This window comes from Bradyrhizobium nivariense, from assembly GCF_029846695.2.
Lineage (GTDB): Bacteria > Pseudomonadota > Alphaproteobacteria > Rhizobiales > Xanthobacteraceae > Bradyrhizobium.
The window spans coordinates 197,700-218,308 of record NZ_JARWCR020000005.1 but is presented as its reverse complement, the minus strand read 5'-3'; the positions used below and the strand labels follow the sequence as shown (position 1 = coordinate 218,308).

Below are 20,609 nucleotides of genomic sequence, written 5' to 3'. Positions count from 1 at the left end.
CTGGCGTGATCCAGAACCATCCGAACCGCTCGGGTCCGGACCTCGGGTGAAAACTTGTTCGTCGTCTTGCTCGTCATGGCTCCATTCTCTCAGGAGTTGGAGCCTCCGGCAAACCCGGGGCGGTTCACCTCGTTGATGAGGTCGTTAGTCGCATGATTATCGCCGCGGCCTCCGATTGTCGGTTTGGCGTGGCCGCCACTGCAATTGGTTGAGAGCCCGCGCCTAAATTCCTCGACTTTCGTTCATGAATGATGGTGAGCTTGCGGGCGAACGCCTTGCTCCCGTTCCAGCGATCCGTGACTTCCATGTATCGCTGCAAAGTCGCAGCAGTGTTATGCGCTCGGCTATACGTTGTCCTATGCCTCTTAGGGAGAACTCACCTACCCATTTCGGGGTAGGCTGCGAACCCGCCAGCCTCAAGAGACATGTTCCGCGTCTCCATCCTTTGGACTCAAGGTTCGCGTTCGGGACTGTTTGCTAGGATGTCCCTTCCGCGTCGCTATGGAAGCTGCGGCACGATGTACGGCAGCACTGCTGCGGGCATGGGGATCATAGAATGAAGCGGCGCGAATTCATCACTCTGATTGGAGCGTCAGCGGATCGATCGAGGGCCGCAACGTCCCCGTCGACTGGCCAAGGGCGAGGCTGCCGGCCTCGTCCAGCTCGCCGGAGAAGTCAGTAAGGGCGGATACGATGAGATCGCAGAGACCGCACCAGTGAACGCAAACCGAACACAATCGGTACTGCATAAGATGTTCAGTCTAGCGGGGACGAAGTCCCCTATAGGAACGTGACAGCGAAACTCGCGGTCTCCCTCGCTCCGCTCGGTCGCTTCGCTCCTGGGGGGCTGCCGCCCCCAAACCCCCGCCGGCCTGCGGCCAGCTTTTTATGATCTCGCTCCCGGAGATGAATGCTTCCGGTCGTGAAGTATCTCCGACTTTGAGGATGCTCCCGGCCGATCGCCGGCCCCGCCGGCTCACTTCCTGGTCGACAAACCCCTCCGGCCATGCTCGCCGCCTCCGGCGGCTCACCAAGGGCCACCGGCCTGACCAAGGGCGTTCCGCGCCCGCGCCGCGAATTAAAACAGGCCCAGGATTTGTTATTTCGACATACCCGCTACCCGACAGCGGCCGGCGCCTCAATGCGTCAGCGGGCTTTTAATCGAGTCCTGACCACCCTGGGAAATTTCCCAGGGTGCCCGCTCTGAGGCTGCTCGCTATGTTGCATCTTTTGAATGCCGGCGAGTGGGACGTTACGGATGGAAGAACTGATTGGTCTGCTCGAGAAGTTTCGGGCGGAGGCGGACCTCTGTGCTCGATCGGCCAGAACAGCGCCGGACAGGCAGACGCGCGCGCTGTTCGAACGGCTCGCCGAAGGGCTGCGGGAAATGGTCCAAGAGATCGAGACGACGATCGCCGCGCGGACAAAGCTGAGTGGTCGCTGGGAATAGTTGCCAGATAGGCGGGTGCCCCAGAGCACCTGCGATGTTGTGACGCAACGCAGATCGGGGAGTCGCCGAATAACGATAGCCAAAAATCGGGAGGGCTGCTGAATAACGGCAGGCTTCTTATTAAAGCGCTAACCATTCAAGCGTCAGATTGTGATCGTAATACTACGCTGCATTTTTTCATAAAGCCGATTCCATGTCCCAAGTTATCAATTTTCCCCGCGCGGCAGGCGAGCACTCCAGGCTGCATCCCGCGGTTCTTCGGCTTCAAGGGCTCGCAACCGTCATGTCTGAACTGAACGGAATGAACCTCCGTAGCCAAGATGACATGAAGCGCGCGCTGTGGATTCTGGATCTCACTAACCGTTGCATTAAAATTATTCTGTCCGAGTTCCGCGATGATCCCTCTATCAACGAACTCATCAAGCGAGCGGGGGAGCTGGCGGATTCAGTAGAGGGTGCTCGCCGAATGGTTCATCATTTGGGATTGAGCCCAAGTAGTGCAACCGTTCTCCGTCATTGAAACTGCAGGCGCATCGCTAGGCGACATTCATACCTCCCCGTTAGACCATGGCAGGGACTCTCGGAATGAGGCTTATCGCTAGACGGAAGTATTCATTTATCGACGCCGAGACTTTGATCGAGCGTCAAGCGCTCGATACGCTTTTCCGATTCGGTGAGCAGTCTTTTCTACTGCACATCACTCCCGGCGAAGGGGACCACGATCAAATTGTTTGGTTGGATTGCCGCGAGGCGCTTCTCTGGATCAACCAGAGCACTGATGATTTCGGGACCAATTTCCGAGCAGCAGAGTGAAGCGAATGGTGAAGACTCGGCAGGCACCCCGCTTTCGCGTGTCCAAGCCAGCGCTGATCGAGCGTGGGGGCGACACAACTCGCTGCACGATACGTGACATCTCCACGACGGGTGCAGCGCTCCAGTTCTCTGACTGGACCGATAGAATCCCCTCGGCCTTCACGTTGATTATTCCAGAAGACAATTTGAAGCTGGCTTGTCGCGTAGTCTGGCGATCCTCATTTAGGATGGGGGTGACGTTTGATTAGAAACGAACAGGTTGATTGCATCGCGGGCGCTTCGTAAGTCAGCACTGACTTACAACCGCCAGTAGATATTCCAGTTGACGCCACTTCGCGAATATGAGTCTAGTGGCGCCACACCGCCAATGGTGGGCCTTAAGGGGAATACCAATGCTGATTGCCGACGACCGTTACCTCGCACTCGTGAAGGCACTGACCGAGCTGGATCAGGAGCAATGCCCGTTCTCAAGCGCCAACGATCGGCGCACCTGGGCGGAGAACCAAATTCAGGTGGCGTTGTGCGCGGCCGACATTTATCCGGCATCGAGCGCCGATTGCGATTCCGACCAGCCGTCGATCGCCATGCATGGCGAAGAGCCATCGGCCGAATTGGTCGGGAAGGTGGAGCTGATGCTTGCCGGCCTGGGCAGCGCGAGCGTGCATTAGAGGGACGCCGATCGCGCGAGGCCGATATGCAAATTTGCCGCGCGCGATCCTGATCGCCATCGCTATAGCCGGATTAGCGACCGCTTAACTGCGGTTCGTGTCTCCTCTGTCAGTGCAACCAGCCGGCGCAACACTCGCCGGCTGGTTTTTCGTCAGGGGAGATAATTCCAACCACTGACATGGAGAGAGATTATCGTATGAGCGAGACGGACAACTACCCCGGCGTAACCGAGTTTGCAGCTGTCCCTTCCACTGTTTCGATCGACACGATCGCCAAGATCAGAGAGGAGGCAAAGAACCTCCAGCCGATCGGCACAAAAAAGCTGCTTGTATCTATGGGAGATCATCCCGAGCTTGGCGCAGTGCTGATCCTGGATCAGGACGATGGCAGCGGTGGATTCGTGTTTGCAGATTGGGTCCGGTTCACTTGACTGATAAAGGGCGCGGATCACACCGCGCCCTTTTGTCGTTTCAGTCGCCGGTCTTGCGGACAATCACCGAGCGCATGATCTCCATCTGGCGCTGCAATACTTCAAGGCTGGGGAGCGCGTGGTTCAAATCGTCCGCCGTTAGCGCCAAGGTAAGCACGCTCTCCATCATCGCGAGGTGGCTTAGCAGTTCGTCCTTTAGTTCTTCGCGGTTCATAACCTTGTCCCTGTAGGCTGCGCTTTTCACGCGCAAATCTCGATCTCGTCGCTATAGGCCGAACATCAGTAACGGCCAGGATGATCGGACGTGCAACCCACCAAGCGCGGACTAACGAAACAGGAGGCGGCCGAATACTGCGGCTGCAACACCCTGTCCGCGTTTGATCGCTGGGTTCAGAAGGGACTTATCCCCAAGGCAATGCCCGGGACTAACCGTTGGGATCTCAAGGCGCTCGACTCTGCCCTAGACCGGGCATCGGGCCTTGTGACAGAATCTGCCTCGGAATTGACCCCATACCAGCGTTGGAAGGCTGAGAATGCGCGTAAGACCCAAGCCGCTTAAGCTTAAGGGCATCAACCGCGTTCCCAAGCGTCAGGCGGACGGCACGGTCAAAATCTACTTCTACCACCGCGCCACGGGCATTCGCCTGGACCCCGACCGGCTTGCCGAGACCTATGCGGATGCAGAGAAGCGATCGCGCCGTAAGAGCGCAAAGACGCTCACCGATCTCATTCGCCTATTCGACACGTCCAGCACGTTTGCTGCGCTGAGCGAAGAGTCCCGCAAGCAGTATCCGTGGAAGCTCAAGCGCATTGAGCAGCAATGGGGAACGGTCCCAGAGGATACGTTCAACAACGCCGACGACGCCGACGCATTCGCGGCGGATGCCCTCGCCTGGCACCAGGAGCTAGGTAAGACCTCGCGCCGATCCGCGGACAACCTCATGTCGGCGCTGTGCCGCGTTCTCTCGTTCGCCAAAGAGCAGCGCCGGATCAAGCACCACCCCATTCCTACCTTCCACCGGCTCTACAAGAGCGACCGGGCCGACAAGACGTGGTCGGAAGAGCTACAGCAGCAATTCATCAAGGCCGCCCGGCCGGCTATGGCGACGGCCATGATCCTGGTGCGAAACACTGCCATGCGCGCCAGCGACGTCCGCAAGTTCGCCTGGACGCGATACGACGGTCAGCGCGTGCAAATCCGTTCGAGCAAGACCGGCAAGATGCTTTGGATCCCCGCCACGCGGGAGTTGAAAGCCCACTTGGACGCCCTGCCCCGCACCGGCGCCCTGGTTATGCTGACCCCGACCGGCAAGGCCTACACCAAGCGCTACTTCAACGATCACTGGCGCGAGGACGCTGACACGGTTGGAGCTGGCAATCTCAACTTCCACGACAACCGCGGCACGGTTGCCACGTTGCTGGCTGAGGCGAGCGCGACGGCGCCGGAGATTGCAGAGGCCCTAACCTGGACCGTGGACAAGGCCCAGCGCATCATAGATTCGTATTTGGCCCGTCGCGGCGTCCTTGCAGCGAACGCCTACGCAAAGCTTGAGGACTACAGGGACCGAAACAAAGAGGCCGCCAACTGAGGCGGCCTCCGGCATTCCGCCGCGCCTCCTTTATTTGGCGGTTTTGAAAACGTCCAACGCGATCAGAACGACGTTATCCGTGCCGACGTTGCGGTGGTAATGGGTCGTGCTGCTGGGCGTGGCCGAGGTGTCGCCCGAATGCATTGTTTTCGTGGTGCCGTCGGCGAGCCCAACCTCGTCTGTTCCTTGCATGAAATAAACGACGGCGGGCCGGTCCTTGTGGCTGTGCAATCCGATATAGCCGCCCGGTTCGATGGTGAGGACGCGCATCCGAAGTTGCCGGCCGGTCATGCCTTCAATCTCGGGGCCCAAATCGACCACTGTAGTTTTGCTGACCGTGAAGCCCTTGTTGCCTTTCGGCGCGTCTTCGGCACTGATGGTGTTTGATGCCCATCCAAAGAAAATGACCGAAGCGAGCAGTGGGTAAAAAATCTTTCGCAAATTCATCACTGGCTCCCATGCTGTTAACACGGCATAAATGGCCGGCATGTGGACAGTCCGCCCGGGCGCAGCTTCAGTCAAACGACCTGGCTCTCCACATCTGCTTCAAATCAGGCCACTGCCAAAACCAAACTAGGCCACCGCGCTCGGAAACAGGCCAGCACCCGAATTTGCGAACGAACAGACCAGGCCCAAGGAACGGCAGGCGAACAAATTTGCAAACCAAATGCAAACCGGCGGTTGGGTGCAAACCAGCCGCCTCAAGTCGTCATTGATCCTATTGAGAAAAATGGTCGGAGCGAGAGGATTTGAACCTCCGACCCCTAGTCTCCCAGACTAGTGCGCTAACCGGGCTGCGCCACGCTCCGAACGTCGTTCCATTAGCTAGGATCGCCGGTTTGCGCAAGGCGAGGTGCGCACCATTTTGGTGATCGCCCTGTCTCCGGAACTGGCCGCCAAGCCGCCGAACGCGGCCGCTAGCCGTCCTTCAGCGCCTGATCCAGCATTTCGCGGCAGGCGACGAGGTCGGCGAGCACCCGTCCGAGGCGCTCCCGATCGATGGCGCTGGGGCCGGCGGGCGCGGCGGGGGTGCCGCCCTTGCGGAAGGTGGTGAGGATTTCCTCGTCGTCGGTCTCCGAGAAGCGGAAGTCGATGCCTTCCTCCTCGCCCTGATAGTCGTCATCGTCGCTGTCGCGGGCGCCGCGGACGCCGGTCTCCTCCTCGGGCTCCATCAGGCTCGCGCCGACGGCGTCCTCGATGGCGCCGAACGAGACCGCGGCCGCACCGTCGGCCAGGCCCTGCACCGATTTGACGCCGTGCTCCTTGAGGATCCGCTGCACCCCGCGGATGGTGTAGCCCTCCCCATAGAGGAGACGGCGGATGCCCTTGAGCAGGTCGACGTCGTCGGGACGGTAATAACGGCGGCCGCCGCTGCGCTTCATCGGCTTGATCTGGGAGAATCGGGTCTCCCAGAACCGCAGCACGTGCTGCGGAATGTCGAGTTCCTGCGCTACTTCGCTGATGGTTCGGAACGCATCCGGCGCCTTGTCCAAATGCCAAATCCTTCGCGCGAGGCGTTATGCCTCGGGTTGAGCCTTGCTGGCGTCGCCATTAGTGCGGTGCTGGGCGTTGATCCGCTGCTTCAGGATCGCCGACGGCTTGAACACCATGACCCGGCGCGGCGAGATCGGTACTTCGGTGCCGGTCTTGGGGTTGCGGCCGATGCGCTGGCCCTTCTTGCGGACCATGAAGGAGCCGAACGAGGACAGCTTCACCGTCTCGCCCTTCTCAAGGCAATCGGTGATCTCCTTCAGCACGAGTTCCACGAAGGCGGACGATTCCGTGCGCGACAGGCCCACCTTCTGGTAGACGGCTTCGCACAGATCGACACGCGTTACGGTTTTACTTTGATCGGTCATCGCCCTGCCCCACATCACGGCGAACAATTGTTGTCTGAAATTATGAGGTTACGATACGCCGGTCAACAGCGCTCATCAATGCAGACGCATCGATAATCCGGGCTGATTCGGGCAAAATTTTATCGACTGTGGCTTACCAGCGCACCAGCGCGGAGCCCCAGGTGAAGCCGCCGCCCATGGCTTCCAGCAGAACCAGGTCGCCGCGCTTGATGCGGCCGTCCTTGCGTGCCACCGACAGCGCCAGCGGAATCGAGGCCGCCGAGGTGTTGCCGTGACGGTCCACCGTCAGCACCACCTTCTCCGGCGCGATATGGAGCTTGTGCGCGGAGGCGTCGATGATTCGCTTGTTGGCCTGGTGCGGCACGAACCAGTCGATGCTGTCGGCGTTGAGCCCGGTCGCCTCGAAGGCGTCGACGATCACGTCAGTGATCATGCCGACCGCGTGCTTGAAGACCTCGCGGCCCTCCATGCGCAGATGGCCGACGGTCTGGGTCGAGGACGGGCCGCCGTCGACGAACAGCTTCGCCTTGTGGCGGCCGTCGGAGCGCAGATGCGTGGTCACGATCCCGCGGTCGGTTGCGGCTTTTCCTGGCTGCTCCTGCGCCTCCAGCACCACCGCGCCGGCGCCGTCGCCGAACAGCACGCAGGTACCGCGGTCGTTCCAGTCGAGGATGCGCGAGAAGGTTTCCGCGCCAATCACCAGCGCGCGCTTGAAGGCGCCGGTGCGCAGGAAATTGTCGGCGGTGGCGAGCGCGAACACGAAGCCCGAGCACACCGCCTGAAGGTCGAAGGCCGCGCCATGATTGATGCCGAGCCCGTGCTGCACGGCGACCGCGCTCGCAGGGAAGGTGTTGTCGGGCGTCGAGGTCGCGAGCACGATCAGGTCGATCGACTGCGCGTCCACGCCGGCGTCAACGAGCGCAGCCTGCGCCGCCTTGAGCGCCAGATGCGAGGTGAACTCGCCCTCGGCCGCGATACGCCGCTCGCGAATGCCGGTGCGCTGCACAATCCACTCGTCGGACGTGTCGATGCGCGCCGCCAATTGGGCGTTGGTCACCACCTGCTCCGGCAAATAAGAGCCGCAGCCCAGCACGACCGAACGAATTTGAGTCACGAAACAGCCTCCTGCGCGGCCTGCACGGAACTTAGTGCACCACCTTCGCGGTTGAGCATCTGATTGATCTTGTTGAGGAGATCGAATTTGACCATCTCATAGCCAACATCGATCGCATAGGCAAAGCCTTCGGCGCTGATTCCGCCATGGCTCTTGACCACGATCCCGTTCAATCCGAGGAGCACGCCGCCGTTGGACTTGTTCGGGTCCATCTTGTTGCGCAGCGCCTGGAAGGCGCCGCGCGCAAGGAGATAGCCGAGCTTGGACATCCAGCCGCGCATCATCTCGTTGCGGAGCAACTCCGCCATCTGCCGCGCGGTTCCCTCGGCGGCTTTCAGCGCGATGTTGCCGCTGTAGCCTTCGGTGACGATGACGTCCGCCACCCCCTGGCCGATGCCGCCGCCCTCGACGAAGCCGAGATAGTCGAGCTCCGGCAGGTTCCTGGCACGCAGGATTTCGCCGGCCTCGCGAATCTCCTCGTGCCCCTTGATCTCCTCGACCCCGATATTGAGCAGGCCGACCGTGGGACGCTTCTTGTTGAACAGCACGCTCGCCATCGCCGCGCCCATGATGGCGAGCGACACCAGATGGTGCGCATCGCCGCCGATGCTGGCGCCGAGGTCGAGGACGACGGAATCGCCGCGCTTGGTCGGCCACATGCCGGCGATCGCCGGACGGTCGATGCCGGGCAGCGTGCGCAGGTGGAAGCGCGACATCGCCATCAGCGCGCCGGTATTCCCGGCAGAGACCGCAACATCCGCCTCGCCCTTTTTCACCGCATCGATGGCAAGCCACATGGAGGAGGTCTTGCGGCCGCGCCGCAGCGCCTGGCTCGGCTTGTCCTCCCCACTGACCGCGACGTCGGTATGGATGATCTTCGAGGCGGCCTTCAGCGCGGGGTGGCGGTCGAGCTCGGGCTCGATCTTGGCGCGGTCCCCGACCAGCAGGAACTCGATCTCGCGATGCCGATGAAGCGAGATGGCGGCGCCTGGAATGACCACGGCGGCGCCGGCGTCGCCTCCCATGGCGTCAAGCGCGATGCGTACCTTGCTTGGCATAAAAGTCCTGGAAACCTGGTCTGGTGCGGTCTTGAACGAGCGGGGCCGCAAATGGGTCCGCCATAGACATGGCGGCCGGTCAAGCGCCACGCCGCACCCGGACCGGGGCGCGACAATAGCGTTTTGTTGTCCTGAAACAACCTCTTGCCCCCAGCCTTTTGCATTCGGGAATAACCGGCCGCGGACGGGCGAATTCACAAGAAGCAGATAGAAATCAAACAGATAATTGGACCTTTCAAACCACCGCCGCAAACACCTCGCGCCCCGTAGCAAAGCGGTCCTATGGGGAAGACGGCACCTATTGGTCCTTCTTCTTGTCCTGGAGTGCCTTCAGGACTGCAAAGGGATGGTCCTCCGGATCGGAGGCGATGGCCTCGGCCTCAAACACGGCCCCCGGCTTCCGCGGATAGGGATCGACCGCAAGGAACAGGGCGTCGGTGGCGAGCCGGCCGAGATCGATGATGCCATTGACGATCGCCTCCGGCGGGTCGGCGACATGCTCCTTATCGTCCTGCCCCTCCTCGATCAGGTCGGCCAGGCGGCGTACCTCGGCCTCGGGGGCAAATATCAGGTCCACCTCCTCCTCGATCTCGCTCTCCATGGGGTCGAGCGTGACCACGCAGGTCTGGCCGATCCGGGCGCGGACGTGCCCCGTGACCTGGATCCGGTTGCCGCTTTTCGGCACGACATCGAAGGCGGCCTGGACAGAGAGGACCTCCCGCAAGCCTGCCATCTCGGCTATGGCCTGCCGCTCGGCGACCGATGGCTCGAGCTTGCGATGCAGGCCAGTGTCGGGGATCTGTGCAACGATGACGGGCGCCCGCCAGGGATCGGGCGCGGATCCTGTAATCGGTCGGCTCATGGCGTAACATCCTCAGGGAACGCTGGAGGAAACTTGAAGGACGCACCCAGCAGTGCGGCCTCGCCGGTCCGGCCGAGATCGGCCTCGGTAGCCCTGGCATAGGCCGCCAGCCGCTGCGCCTGGTCGATGCCGGCCCCATTCAAGATATTCTTGCAGATCGCCGATGCCAGCGCCTCGCCGCCGCCGTCCATCGCCTGATCGTAGGCCTGGACCCGGCCATAAAAGGCCTCGCCGAAGGCCCGCATCCGCTTCGGCACGGTCTGGTCGCCTATCCCCATCTCGCGCAGATTGTCGTCCATGTCCTCGCAGAAGCGGTCGAACAGCGCCTGCGACAGCTCGGTGGCGCCTTGTTGGGGAGCGCCCTGGACCGTGCGCAGGCGGCGCAGCAGCAGCCAGAGATGCAGCAGCAACAGGTCGAAACGCCCATTAACCGTATCCGGCACGCCCAAGTCGCGGTAAAATATGGGTTCTCGCGCCTGCGTCACGATCATGCCATAGATGGCTTCAATGGTGCCCGGCGAGGCTAGGCGGGGTTTCCTGAAGTGATTGAACGGCCAAAGCATTGTGGTTTCCGCAAGCGGGCGCGCGCGTGTTGCATTCAGAGCCCCTGCCCGGTACTTCAGCGCCTCGCGCGACGCAAGGGGACGGAATCAGTTCCGCTATGACGATAACGAAGCAGACCAACCTGCGCGCAGACAAGCGGCGCGGCTTTCAAGCACGTTGGCGCGGCTTGCGCCTGTTCGCGGCCGCGGCGCTGGTTGGCGTTGCGCTTGCCGGCTGCACCGGCGAGCAGTTCCAAAAGGGTTACATCCTGCCGCCCGGCGCGCTGGAGCAGATTCCGATCGGCGCGAGCCAGGACCAGGTGCTGATCGTGATGGGCACGCCCTCCACGGTCGCAACCCTCGACGGCGAAGTGTTCTATTACATCTCGCAGCGTTCGGAGCGCGTGGTCGCCTTCATGAACCAGAAGGTGGTCGACCAGCGCGTCATCGCCGTCTATTTCGACAAGAACCGGCGCGTGCGCCGGCTTGCGAATTACGGCCTCCAGGACGGCAAGATCTTCGACTTCATCAGCCGCACCACGGCGACGTCGGGCCAGGAGATGAGCTACCTCACGCCGATCTTCAAGCTCCTCAGCTTTAACTGAGCCTTCAGCCTGCGGCGTCGTGCCGCTTCGTGCGACTTGCCGTTGCGCATCCGGTTCCATACGCTCCCTGCAAAACAAGAAGCAGGGAGTGGATTCATGTCCAATAGATTGCTGTCCCGCCGTCGCGTGCTCACCGGTGCTGCCGGCCTCTCGGCCGCAGCGATCCTGCCGCGATCGAGCCTGGCAGACTGGAAACCCACCGAAAACGTCCGCCTGGTCGTGCCGGCTGCCGCCGGCGGTTCGACCGACGTGATGGGCCGGCTCCTGGCCGCGCATCTGCAAACGGCCTGGGGCCAGTCGGCCGTGGTGGAAAACCGCTCCGGCGGCGGCGGGACGATCGGCACGGCCGAGGTGGTCCGCGCCAAGCCGGACGGCCACACCATCCTGATCGGCAATCCCGGTCCGAACGCGATCGCCTACAGCATCTTCAAGAACCTCACCTACAAGCCGGACCAGCTCCAGCCGGTCTCCAACATGATCCGGATCCCGAACATCGTCTCGGCGCATCCGAAGACCGGCATCAAGTCGATCGCCGAGCTGATCGCCTATCTCAAGGCCAATCCGGACAAGCTCAGCTACGCCTCCTCCGGCGTCGGCCAGAGCCCTCACCTCACCGGCGCCTGGTTTCTCCAGCTCACCGGCCTGAAGATGACGCATATCCCGTTCCGCGGCGCCGGGCCCGCGCTCCAGGCAGCCCTCGCCGGCGACATCCAGATCCTGTTCGACAACCTCTATCCGAGCCTGCCGCAGGTGCAGAACGGCACCCTCACCGGCCTCTGCGTCACCACGACCGAGCGTAGCGACCTCGCACAGAGCCTGCCGACCATGCGCGAGAGCGCGCCGGAGCTCGCGGCTTTCGACGTCTCGTCGTGGTTCTCGGTTTTCCTGCCGAAGGGCGTACCGGCGCCGGTGCTCGAGGCGCTCAATCTCCAGGTGAAGGCGATGCTGGAGCGCGACGACATCAAGAAGAACATCGCCGCCATGGGCGCCCGCGCCGACTACGGCACCCCCGACCAGTTTGCCGCCTTCGTGGACGCCGAGACGAAGAAGTTCGCCGGCATCATCCAGAAGGAAGGACTGCAGATGGACGTGCAGTGATGGGTTCGGTCTGCGGCGCCGGGGCTTTGATCCAGTTGAAAACGAGGAGCACCGCCGCAGCCAATGCGACCGCCAAGAGGGTGCGTGGCTGAAGCGACCCTGATCTCCTGGCTCCGGTTTGCGCTTTACCGCAGCTTGGACAGAGGGTCGCGCCCATCGGCATATCGCTGCCGCACTGATTGCACCTGGTCATCTCGAACTTCATGGTGACCAACCTCTCCGGAAATCGCCGCATCCGACTGGCAGCCGACAAAAAACCCGCGGCTTGCACCGCGGGTTTGTCGCAGCAACGCTGCCTCTGGTTCAGTGCGCGAGGATCGCGAGCAGCAGCAGGGCCACGATGTTCGTGATCTTGATCATCGGGTTCACCGCGGGGCCGGCCGTGTCCTTGTAGGGATCCCCGACGGTGTCGCCGGTCACGGCCGCCTTGTGAGCATCACTACCCTTGCCGCCGAAATGACCGTCCTCAATGTACTTCTTGGCGTTGTCCCAGGCGCCGCCGCCCGAGGTCATGGAGATCGCGACGAACAGACCCGTCACGATCACGCCGAGCAGCATCGCACCGACGGCCGAGAACGCCGCCGACTTGCCGGCCGCGCCGCCGCCCGCGATGGCGTAGATCAGGAAGTAGACGACGATGGGCGACAGCACCGGCAGCAGCGAGGGGATGATCATCTCCTTGATCGCAGCCTTGGTCAGCAGGTCGACCGCCTTGCCGTAATCCGGCTTGTCGGTGCCCTGCATGATGCCCGGCTTCTCGCGGAACTGTCGGCGCACCTCCTCGACGATCGCGCTCGCCGCGCGCCCCACTGCGGTCATGCCCATCGCGCCGAACAGATACGGCAACAGGCCACCGAACAGCAGGCCCACCACGACGTAGGGGTTGTTGAGCGAGAAGTCCGGTTTGACGCCGGCGAAGTAGGCGTGGTGCGCGGAATCCGCAACGAAGAACTTGAGGTCCTCGTTGTAGGCCGCGAACAGCACCAGCGCACCGAGACCGGCGGAGCCGATCGCGTAGCCCTTGGTCACCGCCTTGGTGGTGTTGCCGACCGCATCAAGCGCGTCGGTCGACTTGCGCACCTCCTTCGGCAGGCCCGCCATCTCGGCAATGCCGCCGGCGTTGTCGGTCACCGGGCCGAACGCGTCGAGCGCGACGACCATGCCGGCGAGCGCCAGCATGGTGGCTGTCGCGATCGCGATGCCGAACAGGCCGGCGAGGCTGTGGGTGACGAGGATGCCGGCGATGATGACGATCGCGGGCAGCGCGGTCGCTTCCATCGAGATGGCAAGGCCCTGGATCACGTTGGTGCCGTGGCCGGTCACCGAGGCCTGGGCGATCGACTTCACCGGACGATAGTCGGTGCCGGTGTAGTATTCGGTGATCCAGATGATCAGCGCGGTGACGACGAGGCCGACCACGCCGCACTCGAACAGCGCCATGCCGGTGTAGTCGACGCCGTCGAGCTTGCCGAAGCCGATCAGGGAGTAGATCACCCCGGCGATGCCGACCAGCGACAGGATGCCGGTTGCTATCAGGCCCTTGTAGAGCGCGCCCATGATGGACTGGCTCGGCCCGAGCTTCACGAAGAACGTGCCGATGATCGAGGTGATGATGCAGATGCCGCCGATCGCGAGCGGCAGCGTCATCATGTTGGAGAGGATCGGCGTCTTGGCGAAGAAGATCGCCGCCAAGACCATGGTGGCGACCGCGGTCACCGCATAGGTCTCGAACAGGTCGGCGGCCATGCCGGCGCAGTCGCCGACATTGTCGCCGACGTTGTCGGCGATGGTGGCCGGATTGCGCGGATCGTCCTCGGGGATGCCGGCCTCGACCTTGCCGACGAGGTCGCCGCCGACGTCCGCTCCCTTGGTGAAGATGCCGCCGCCGAGACGGGCGAAGATCGAGATCAGCGAGGCGCCGAAGCCGAGCGCCACCATGGCGTCGACGACGACACGGCTGTCAGGCGCGAGCTTCAGCGAATGGACCAGGAAGCCGAAATAAAGGGTCACGCCGAGCAGCGCGAGACCCGCCACCAGCATACCGGTGATCGCACCCGCCTTGAAGGCGAGCTCAAGGCCGCCGGCGAGTGATGTCGTCGCGGCCTGGGCGGTGCGCACATTGGCGCGAACCGAGACGTTCATGCCGATGAACCCGGCCGCCCCCGACAGGATGGCGCCGATGGCAAAACCGACCGCGACGTAGAGACCGAGGAGATAGGCAAGCAGCACGAAGATGACGATGCCGACCATACCGATCGTGGTGTACTGACGCCGCAGGTAGGCCTGTGCGCCTTCGCGCACTGCCTCCGCGATCTCCTGCATGCGCGGCGACCCCGCATCCGCACTCAAAACCGAAGACGTCGCCCAGATCGCGTAGACGACGGAAAGCACTCCGCAGAGCACAATCAACCATAATGCTGTCATGTGATTTTATGCCTCAGATCCTTGATGAACGTACCCCCGGCGCCTTTTGTTCTTCCGTCGTGCGGTGCGGCGCCTTGATTGTGAACAAGACCGCCCCCTGCCCGAAGGGGCGGCCCTAGTCGGTCACGAGCTTGCCAAAATCAAATTGAGGGTGCAACGCCGGATAAGGCCGAAAAGCCGATCTCGGCAGGTATTTAGGCTGAGAGCCCGGACGCCGGTTTGGAGCAATTCCTAGAAGTGGCTGTAGGACAGCAGCTTCAAGGCCAGTTCCTGGCCCTGCCCGTCCAGGAAGCGCGGCCTCTCATGGCCCGCGACGATCGTGCCGATGGCGGTGACGGCAAGACCTGCAGCCCGCCCCAAGGCAATCAGCGTGTCGCATTGCGCCGGCGGAACGGTGCACAGCACCTCGTAATCGTCGCCCCCGGCAAGCAGCGTCTCGACGCAAACGACGTTGCCCGCGATCAGGCCGGCCGCAGCAGCCGAGAGCGGCACGCTCGCCACGTCGATCGTGGCCGAGACGCCTGATGCCGCACAGAGCTTTGTCAGATCTCCGGCAAGGCCGTCGGAGACATCCATCGCAGCCGTCGCATGGTCCCGCACGGCCTGCGCGAGAGCATTGCGCGGCTGCGGCACGCGATATCGCGAGATCAGCATCTCGCGCGCGTGCGGATCGGAGGCCAGCACACTCGCCACCGTGCCGCCCTTGAGCACGTCGAGGCCAAGCGCGGCGTCACCAATCGTCCCCGTCACCAGGATGCGGTCGCCCGGCTTCGCGCCGGTGCGGCCGACCATCCGCCCCCGCGGCACGCGGCCGAAGGCCGTGATCGAGATCATCTGCGGCCCCGGTGTGGAGACCGTATCGCCGCCGAGCAGCGGGCAGGCAAAGGTTTTCGCGTCTTCGCCCAGAGCATCCGCGAACGGCCTGAGCCAGGAATCCTCCTTGCTGCGCAGCGCCAGCGTCAGCACGAAGCCGGCAGGGGTCGCACCCTTGGCCGCGAGATCGGACAGATTCACCCGCAGCGCCTTGCGCGCGATGGTGTCGGGCGGATCGGTGGCAAGATAATGCACGCCCTCGACCACCGCGTCGGTGGTGACGACGATGTCCTCGCCGAGTGACTGCAGGATGGCGGCATCGTCCACCAGCCCCAGCGCGCCGGGATCAGTCGCAAGCGGCTTGAAATAGCGCGCGATGAGGGTGTCTTCGCCGGAGGTTTCTGGTGCGTTGGTCATCGGCGCTAGCCCCAAACTCCACTGTCATCGCCCGGCTTGACCGGGCGATCCAGTACGCCGAGACGCCCGATATCAATAACCGCTGCCGCGGCGTACTGGATCACCCGCCTTCGCGGGTGATGACAGCGGAATGTGTGATTACCCCCGCCCGAACTCGTCACCGCGAAACTGGCGGCCGATCTGGTCGAGCACCGCGTTGACCATGCCGGTCTCTTCGCGATCGACGAAGGCGTTGGCGACGTCGACATATTCGGAGACCACGACGCGGCCCGGCACGTCCTTGCGGTGCTCCAATTCGTAGGCCCCGGCCCGCAGCACCGCGCGCAGGATCGCTTCGATGCGCTTCAACGGCCAACCCTTCGACAACGCCTCGTCGATCAGCGGATCGAGCTTCTTCTGGTCGCGCACGACACCGGAGACGACGTCGCGGAAGAACGCCGCTTCCGCCGGGAGATAGGTGTCGCCCTCGACCTCGTTGCCGAGCCAGTGGCTCTCGAACTCCGCAAAAATATCGTTGATGCCGGCGCCCGCGATGTCCATCTGGTAGAGCGCCTGCACGGCTGCGAGCCGCGCCGCGCCGCGCCGGTTCGCCTTCTTCTCCGTGCCGACCGGAGGCTTTTTGCTGTTGTCGGCCATGATCAAGCCCGCGCTAGGCGGCGCTTGATGCGCAACATCGCAAGTGCGGCGCGCGCGGCATCGCCGCCCTTGTTGAGCTCGCTGGCGCGCGCTCGCGCCCAGGCCTGCGCCTCGGTGTTGACGGTGAGGATGCCATTGCCGAGCGGCAGCTTTCGCGCCACCGCGAGGTCCATCAGCGCACGCGAGGATTCCTGCGAGACGATCTCGAAATGGATGGTGTCGCCACGGATCACGCAGCCGAGCGCGATCGCGGCGTCATAGGGCCTGCCATTGGCAACCGCGGCATCGATGGCGATCGCCACCGCCGCCGGGATCTCCAGCGCGCCGGGAACCGTGATGATATCATGGGTCAGGCCCGCCGCCTTCAGCTCGGCCACCGCGCCATCCAGCAGCGCGTCCTGGAGATCGTCATAGAACCGCGCCTCGACAATCAGCGCGCGTGCGCCGGAGATGTCGGTCTGGTCCTTCAGGGGTGCGCGCCGCGCGTCTGCCATCGTCAAATCCGTTTCACAGGGGTTGGCGCTATGTAGTCGCCACCAGCGGGTAAGCCAAGTTTAAAGACGCAGTCACTTCATTTCCGTCAGCCGCGCCGCGTAGCGAGCCATCAGGTCGACCTCGATATTGACCTCGGTGCCCGCCTTCCAGCCGCCGATCGTCGTGACCGTCAGGGTGTGCGGGATGATCAGCACCGAAAAGGTCACGTCCTTCACCGTATTAACCGTCACCGACACGCCGTCGAGCGTGATCGAGCCCTTGGTCGCGATGAACCGCGCCAGCTCCCGCGTCGTCGCGAGCTCGAACCGCGCCATGTCGGGCAAGTCCTCGCGGCTGACGAGGGTCGCGATGCCATCGGCATGGCCGGCGACGATATGCCCGCCAAGCTCGTCGCCGATCTTGAGCGCACGCTCGAGGTTAAGCCTCGTGCCGACCCGCCAGTGCTTTGCGGTCGTCAGCGCCAGCGTCTCGGCCGCGGCATCGACCTCGAACCAAGTCCTTTGAGCAGAGTCTTTGCCGCCTTCGACGCCGGAAGCAACCACCGTCAGGCAGACGCCGTTGCAGGCGATCGAGGCGCCGTCGGCTATGGTGGTCTGATCGTAGCGGCAGGCGATGCGCAGCCGGTGCAACTGGCCCTGCGCCGTCGGCTTGAAGCCGACGATCTCGCCGATATCGGTGACAATGCCGGTGAACATGTCAGGTGCGCTCGTAGATGGTGAGAGTATCGTTGTCGAATGTCTCGCTAGCACGAACCTTGTAGGCCTGCGACTGCGTGATTTTCGACAGGGGCAATGCATCGAGCGCATCGACGCCGCTACTGCCGACCTCTTCCGCGCCGCGGAACAGCCAGACCTCGTCAACGAGGTCAGCGGCGATGAAGGACGCCGCAACGCGGCTGCCTCCCTCGACCATTAGCCGCGTGATGCCCTTCCCGGCCAATGCATGCAGCACGGCCGGAAGATCGAGCCCCGAGGCGTTGCCGGGCGGCACGCGGGTCACCTGCGCGCCTGCAGCGCCGAGCCGCGTGGCGGCCGCGGCTTCTGCGAGCTCAGAACCCACCACCCACAGCGGAATCTCACGCGCGGAGCCCACGAGCTTGGTCGCGCCGGAAATGCGCAGGCTCTGGTCGAGCACGACGCGCACGGGAGAACGTGCTTCCATGCCCGGCAGGCGGCAGTTGAGCTGCGGATCGTCCGCCATCACCGTGCCGATGCCGACCAGGATCGCATCGCTCTGCGCACGCAGCAGATGCACGCGGTTGCGCACGGCCTCGCCGGTGATCGCGACCGGCTTGCCGCCGGCCGCACCGATCTTGCCGTCGGGCGAGACCGCGAGCTTCAGGATCACATGCGGGCGGCGATCGCGGATGCGGCGGAAATGCCCGGCGTGGTCGAAGGCGGCCTCCGCCGCGCACCGACCCACATCCACCGTGATTCCGGCGGCGCGCAGGCGCGCATGGCCCTGACCGGCGACTTCCGGATTGGGATCCTCGATCGCTGCCACCACCCGCGTGATGCCAGCCGCGATCACCGCGTCGGCGCAAGGTGGCGACTTGCCGAAATGCGAACACGGCTCCAGCGTGACGTAGAGCGTGGCGCCGCGCGCGGCCTCGCCTGCACGCCGCAGCGCTTCAGGCTCGCCATGGGGACGACCGCCAGGTTGGGTCCAGCCGCGGCCGACGATGACGCCATCCTTGACGATGACGGCACCCACGGCCGGATTGGGCCAGGTGCGCCCCTGCCCGCGCCGGCCGAGCGCAAGCGCCAACTGCATGAAGCGCCGATCGGTATCCTTGGACTCGCGGGCCTTCTGCGCGAATTGATCCTCCAGGATGCGGAAGATCATTTGCGGATCGCGGCGAGCCGCGCTTGCTCCTCACCGGAGAGCTCGCCGAGCACGTCGGCGAAATCCTTGGCCTCGCGGAAATTGCGGTAGACCGAGGCAAAGCGCACATAGGCGACGTCGTCGAGCGTGCGCAGGTGCTCCATCACGGTCTCGCCGATCACCTCGGAGGAGATTTCGGCCTCACCCCCGGTCTCGAGCTCGCGCACGATGGTGGAGACCATCTTTTCCACCCGCTCCGGCTCGACCTGCCGCTTGCGCAAGGAGATCGACACCGAGCGCATCAGCTTGTCGCGGTCGAACGGCACACGACGGCCGTTGCGCTTGATCACCGTGAGCTCGCGCAATTGCACGCGCTCGAAAGTGGTGAAGCGAAAATTGCAGGCGACGCACACGCGCCGCCTGCGGATCACGGAAGAGTCCTCGGTCGGACGCGAGTCCTTTACCTGCGTATCGAGACTGTTGCAGTTCGGGCAGCGCATCCGTTTAGCCCAACCTTACTGGTAGATCGGAAACCGATCAGTGAGCGCCTTGACCCGTTCCTTGATCGCGGCTTCGACCAGCGGCGCCTTGCCGTCGTCGGACTGCGCGATCGCGTTCAGGACTTCGGCGATCATGCCACCGACCTGCTGGAATTCAGCGACGCCGAAACCGCGGGTGGTTGCCGCCGGCGTGCCCAGCCGAATACCGGAGGTGACAAACGGCGACGCGGGGTCGAAGGGAATGCCGTTCTTGTTGCAAGTGATGGCGGCGCGGACCAGTGCCTTCTCCGAGGTGTTTCCCTTCAGGCCCTTCGGCCGGAGGTCAACGAGCATCAGATGGTTATCGGTGCCGCCGGAGACAATGTCGAACCCGTGGCTCTTCATCGCCTCAGCCAGCGCCTTGGCGTTCTCGACGACGTTCTTGGCATAGACCTTGAAGTCCGGCCGCAGCGCCTCGCCAAAGGCGACCGCCTTCGCCGCGATCACGTGCATCAGGGGCCCGCCCTGCAAGCCGGGGAAGATCGCCGAGTTGAGCTTCTTGGTCAGCGCCTCGTCATTCCACAGCATCAGGCCGCCGCGCGGACCGCGCAGCGATTTGTGCGTCGTGGTGGTGGTGACGTGGGCATGCGGCACGGGCGAGGCATGCACGCCGCCGGCCACGAGGCCCGCGAAGTGCGCCATGTCCACCAAGAGGTACGCGCCGACGCTGTCCGCGATCTCGCGGAACCGTTTGAAATCCCAGGCGCGCGAATAGGCCGAGCCGCCGGCCACGATCAGCTTCGGCTTGACCTCCTCGGCCTGCTTGGCGACCGCGTCCATGTCGATGATCTGGTCCTCGCGGCGCACGGTGTAGTGCGCCGCCTTGAACCACTTGCCGCTCATGTTGACGGGCGAGCCGTGGGTGAGATGGCCGCCGGCCGCAAGATCGAGGCCCATGAAAGTGTCGCCGGGCTGAAGCAGCGCCAGAAACACCGCCTGGTTCATCTGGCTGCCGGAGTTCGGCTGCACGTTGGCGAAGTTGGCGCCGAACAGCTTCTTGGCGCGATCGATCGCGAGGTTCTCGGCGACGTCGACCCACTCACAACCGCCGTAATAGCGCGCGCCCGGATAGCCTTCCGCGTATTTGTTGGTCATCACCGAACCCTGCGCTTCCAGCACGGCACGGCTGACGATGTTCTCGGAGGCGATCAGCTCGACCTCATGGCGCTGCCGGCCGAGCTCGCCCTTGATGGCGGCTGCGATTTCCGGGTCGGCCTGCTCGAGCGAGGCGGTGAAAAACGAATCGGGTGCGGAGGCGGTTTTGGCGAAGGTCATCTTGCGAATATCTCCACCGCCGCAGCCTGTTGGCGGGCTACGGGCGGGTCTGGTGTGGCGATCGGAAGCGGCGAGCGCGATCTACCACATCGCCCGC

At 63.5% G+C, this 20,609-nt stretch carries 25 protein-coding genes and 1 tRNA gene; 9 read left to right on the top strand and 17 right to left on the bottom strand.

What is annotated here, in order from left to right:
• The first annotated feature begins 1,258 nt into the window (after positions 1–1,258).
• The 6 genes from QCM77_RS07095 to QCM77_RS07070 all read left to right on the top strand — a co-directional run bounded on the left by QCM77_RS07095 (position 1,259) and on the right by QCM77_RS07070 (position 3,362).
• Positions 1,259–1,450, top strand: coding sequence for a hypothetical protein (locus QCM77_RS07095; RefSeq protein WP_279682570.1), 192 nt, complete (start codon positions 1,259–1,261; stop codon positions 1,448–1,450).
• A gap of 193 nt (positions 1,451–1,643) precedes the next feature.
• A complete protein-coding gene (locus tag QCM77_RS07090; RefSeq protein WP_279682569.1) occupies positions 1,644–1,970 on the top strand; it encodes a hypothetical protein in 327 nt (108 codons plus the stop codon).
• A 65-nt stretch (positions 1,971–2,035) separates the two neighbouring features.
• Positions 2,036–2,263: a hypothetical protein gene (locus QCM77_RS07085; protein WP_279682567.1), complete on the top strand. Its 228-nt coding sequence runs from the start codon at positions 2,036–2,038 to the stop codon at positions 2,261–2,263.
• A gap of 5 nt (positions 2,264–2,268) precedes the next feature.
• Entirely contained in the window at positions 2,269–2,511 is a 243-nt protein-coding gene (locus tag QCM77_RS07080; RefSeq protein WP_279682566.1) for a PilZ domain-containing protein, read from the top strand.
• A gap of 144 nt (positions 2,512–2,655) precedes the next feature.
• Positions 2,656–2,931, top strand: coding sequence for a hypothetical protein (locus tag QCM77_RS07075; RefSeq protein ID WP_279682565.1), 276 nt, complete (start codon positions 2,656–2,658; stop codon positions 2,929–2,931).
• A gap of 197 nt (positions 2,932–3,128) precedes the next feature.
• Complete coding sequence (locus tag QCM77_RS07070) at positions 3,129–3,362, top strand: hypothetical protein (protein ID WP_279682563.1); 234 nt, start codon at positions 3,129–3,131, stop codon at positions 3,360–3,362.
• 40 nt (positions 3,363–3,402) lie between these two features.
• Here QCM77_RS07070 and QCM77_RS07065 read toward each other — a convergent pair whose 3' ends face one another.
• Positions 3,403–3,576 carry a hypothetical protein gene (locus tag QCM77_RS07065; protein WP_279682561.1) on the bottom strand — a complete coding sequence of 58 codons (174 nt, stop codon included), beginning with the start codon at positions 3,574–3,576 and terminating at the stop codon, positions 3,403–3,405.
• Positions 3,577–3,895: 319 nt separating this feature from the next.
• Here QCM77_RS07065 and QCM77_RS07060 point away from each other — a divergent pair, with 319 nt between their 5' ends.
• Positions 3,896–4,951: a tyrosine-type recombinase/integrase gene (locus QCM77_RS07060; protein ID WP_279682559.1), complete on the top strand. Its 1,056-nt coding sequence runs from the start codon at positions 3,896–3,898 to the stop codon at positions 4,949–4,951.
• 30 nt (positions 4,952–4,981) lie between these two features.
• Here the strand turns inward: QCM77_RS07060 and QCM77_RS07055 are convergent, their stop codons facing one another.
• The 8 genes from QCM77_RS07055 to QCM77_RS07020 all read right to left on the bottom strand — a co-directional run bounded on the left by QCM77_RS07055 (position 4,982) and on the right by QCM77_RS07020 (position 10,407).
• A complete protein-coding gene (locus QCM77_RS07055) occupies positions 4,982–5,440 on the bottom strand; it encodes a cupin domain-containing protein (protein WP_279682557.1) in 459 nt (152 codons plus the stop codon).
• A gap of 242 nt (positions 5,441–5,682) precedes the next feature.
• Positions 5,683–5,760, bottom strand: a tRNA-Pro gene (locus QCM77_RS07050).
• Positions 5,761–5,868: 108 nt separating this feature from the next.
• On the bottom strand, positions 5,869–6,444 hold the full coding sequence (locus QCM77_RS07045; protein ID WP_279667577.1) for a MerR family transcriptional regulator: 576 nt from the start codon (positions 6,442–6,444) through the stop codon (positions 5,869–5,871).
• A gap of 24 nt (positions 6,445–6,468) precedes the next feature.
• Complete coding sequence (locus QCM77_RS07040) at positions 6,469–6,810, bottom strand: integration host factor subunit alpha (RefSeq protein WP_018456841.1); 342 nt, start codon at positions 6,808–6,810, stop codon at positions 6,469–6,471.
• Positions 6,811–6,943: 133 nt separating this feature from the next.
• Positions 6,944–7,924 carry a beta-ketoacyl-ACP synthase III gene (locus tag QCM77_RS07035; RefSeq protein WP_279682555.1) on the bottom strand — a complete coding sequence of 327 codons (981 nt, stop codon included), beginning with the start codon at positions 7,922–7,924 and terminating at the stop codon, positions 6,944–6,946.
• On the bottom strand, positions 7,921–8,982 hold the full coding sequence (gene plsX / locus QCM77_RS07030) for a phosphate acyltransferase PlsX (RefSeq protein WP_279667579.1): 1,062 nt from the start codon (positions 8,980–8,982) through the stop codon (positions 7,921–7,923). The genes QCM77_RS07035 and plsX overlap by 4 nt, the downstream gene beginning before the upstream one ends.
• Before the next feature lie 298 nt (positions 8,983–9,280).
• The gene (locus tag QCM77_RS07025; protein WP_279682554.1) at positions 9,281–9,844 is read right to left on the bottom strand and encodes a YceD family protein; all 564 of its coding nucleotides are present in this window, start codon (positions 9,842–9,844) and stop codon (positions 9,281–9,283) included.
• On the bottom strand, positions 9,841–10,407 hold the full coding sequence (locus tag QCM77_RS07020) for a ubiquinol-cytochrome C chaperone family protein (protein ID WP_279682552.1): 567 nt from the start codon (positions 10,405–10,407) through the stop codon (positions 9,841–9,843). Before QCM77_RS07020 ends, QCM77_RS07025 begins: the two co-directional genes overlap by 4 nt.
• A gap of 98 nt (positions 10,408–10,505) precedes the next feature.
• Here QCM77_RS07020 and QCM77_RS07015 point away from each other — a divergent pair, with 98 nt between their 5' ends.
• Together QCM77_RS07015 and QCM77_RS07010 are read left to right on the top strand one after the other, a co-directional pair.
• Positions 10,506–10,991, top strand: coding sequence for an outer membrane protein assembly factor BamE (locus tag QCM77_RS07015; RefSeq protein ID WP_279667582.1), 486 nt, complete (start codon positions 10,506–10,508; stop codon positions 10,989–10,991).
• Between the two features lie 96 nt (positions 10,992–11,087).
• A complete protein-coding gene (locus tag QCM77_RS07010) occupies positions 11,088–12,089 on the top strand; it encodes a Bug family tripartite tricarboxylate transporter substrate binding protein (protein WP_279667583.1) in 1,002 nt (333 codons plus the stop codon).
• Between the two features lie 303 nt (positions 12,090–12,392).
• Here QCM77_RS07010 and QCM77_RS07005 read toward each other — a convergent pair whose 3' ends face one another.
• The 8 genes from QCM77_RS07005 to glyA form a co-directional block, all read right to left on the bottom strand.
• A complete protein-coding gene (locus QCM77_RS07005) occupies positions 12,393–14,513 on the bottom strand; it encodes a sodium-translocating pyrophosphatase (protein ID WP_279667584.1) in 2,121 nt (706 codons plus the stop codon).
• Between the two features lie 231 nt (positions 14,514–14,744).
• Entirely contained in the window at positions 14,745–15,743 is a 999-nt protein-coding gene (gene thiL / locus QCM77_RS07000; RefSeq protein ID WP_279682551.1) for a thiamine-phosphate kinase, read from the bottom strand.
• Between the two features lie 138 nt (positions 15,744–15,881).
• Positions 15,882–16,379: a transcription antitermination factor NusB gene (gene nusB, locus QCM77_RS06995; protein WP_247321681.1), complete on the bottom strand. Its 498-nt coding sequence runs from the start codon at positions 16,377–16,379 to the stop codon at positions 15,882–15,884.
• A 2-nt stretch (positions 16,380–16,381) separates the two neighbouring features.
• Positions 16,382–16,873 (bottom strand): 6,7-dimethyl-8-ribityllumazine synthase, encoded by a 492-nt coding sequence (ribH, locus tag QCM77_RS06990; protein WP_279667586.1) that lies wholly within the window; start codon positions 16,871–16,873, stop codon positions 16,382–16,384.
• A 72-nt stretch (positions 16,874–16,945) separates the two neighbouring features.
• Positions 16,946–17,569, bottom strand: coding sequence for a riboflavin synthase (locus tag QCM77_RS06985; RefSeq protein ID WP_279682549.1), 624 nt, complete (start codon positions 17,567–17,569; stop codon positions 16,946–16,948).
• A 1-nt stretch (position 17,570) separates the two neighbouring features.
• The gene (gene ribD / locus QCM77_RS06980) at positions 17,571–18,719 is read right to left on the bottom strand and encodes a bifunctional diaminohydroxyphosphoribosylaminopyrimidine deaminase/5-amino-6-(5-phosphoribosylamino)uracil reductase RibD (RefSeq protein WP_279682547.1); all 1,149 of its coding nucleotides are present in this window, start codon (positions 18,717–18,719) and stop codon (positions 17,571–17,573) included.
• Entirely contained in the window at positions 18,716–19,198 is a 483-nt protein-coding gene (nrdR, locus tag QCM77_RS06975; RefSeq protein WP_247349424.1) for a transcriptional regulator NrdR, read from the bottom strand. The genes ribD and nrdR overlap by 4 nt, the downstream gene beginning before the upstream one ends.
• Before the next feature lie 15 nt (positions 19,199–19,213).
• Positions 19,214–20,512 (bottom strand): serine hydroxymethyltransferase, encoded by a 1,299-nt coding sequence (glyA, locus tag QCM77_RS06970; RefSeq protein ID WP_279682546.1) that lies wholly within the window; start codon positions 20,510–20,512, stop codon positions 19,214–19,216.
• Positions 20,513–20,609 lie beyond the last annotated feature (97 nt).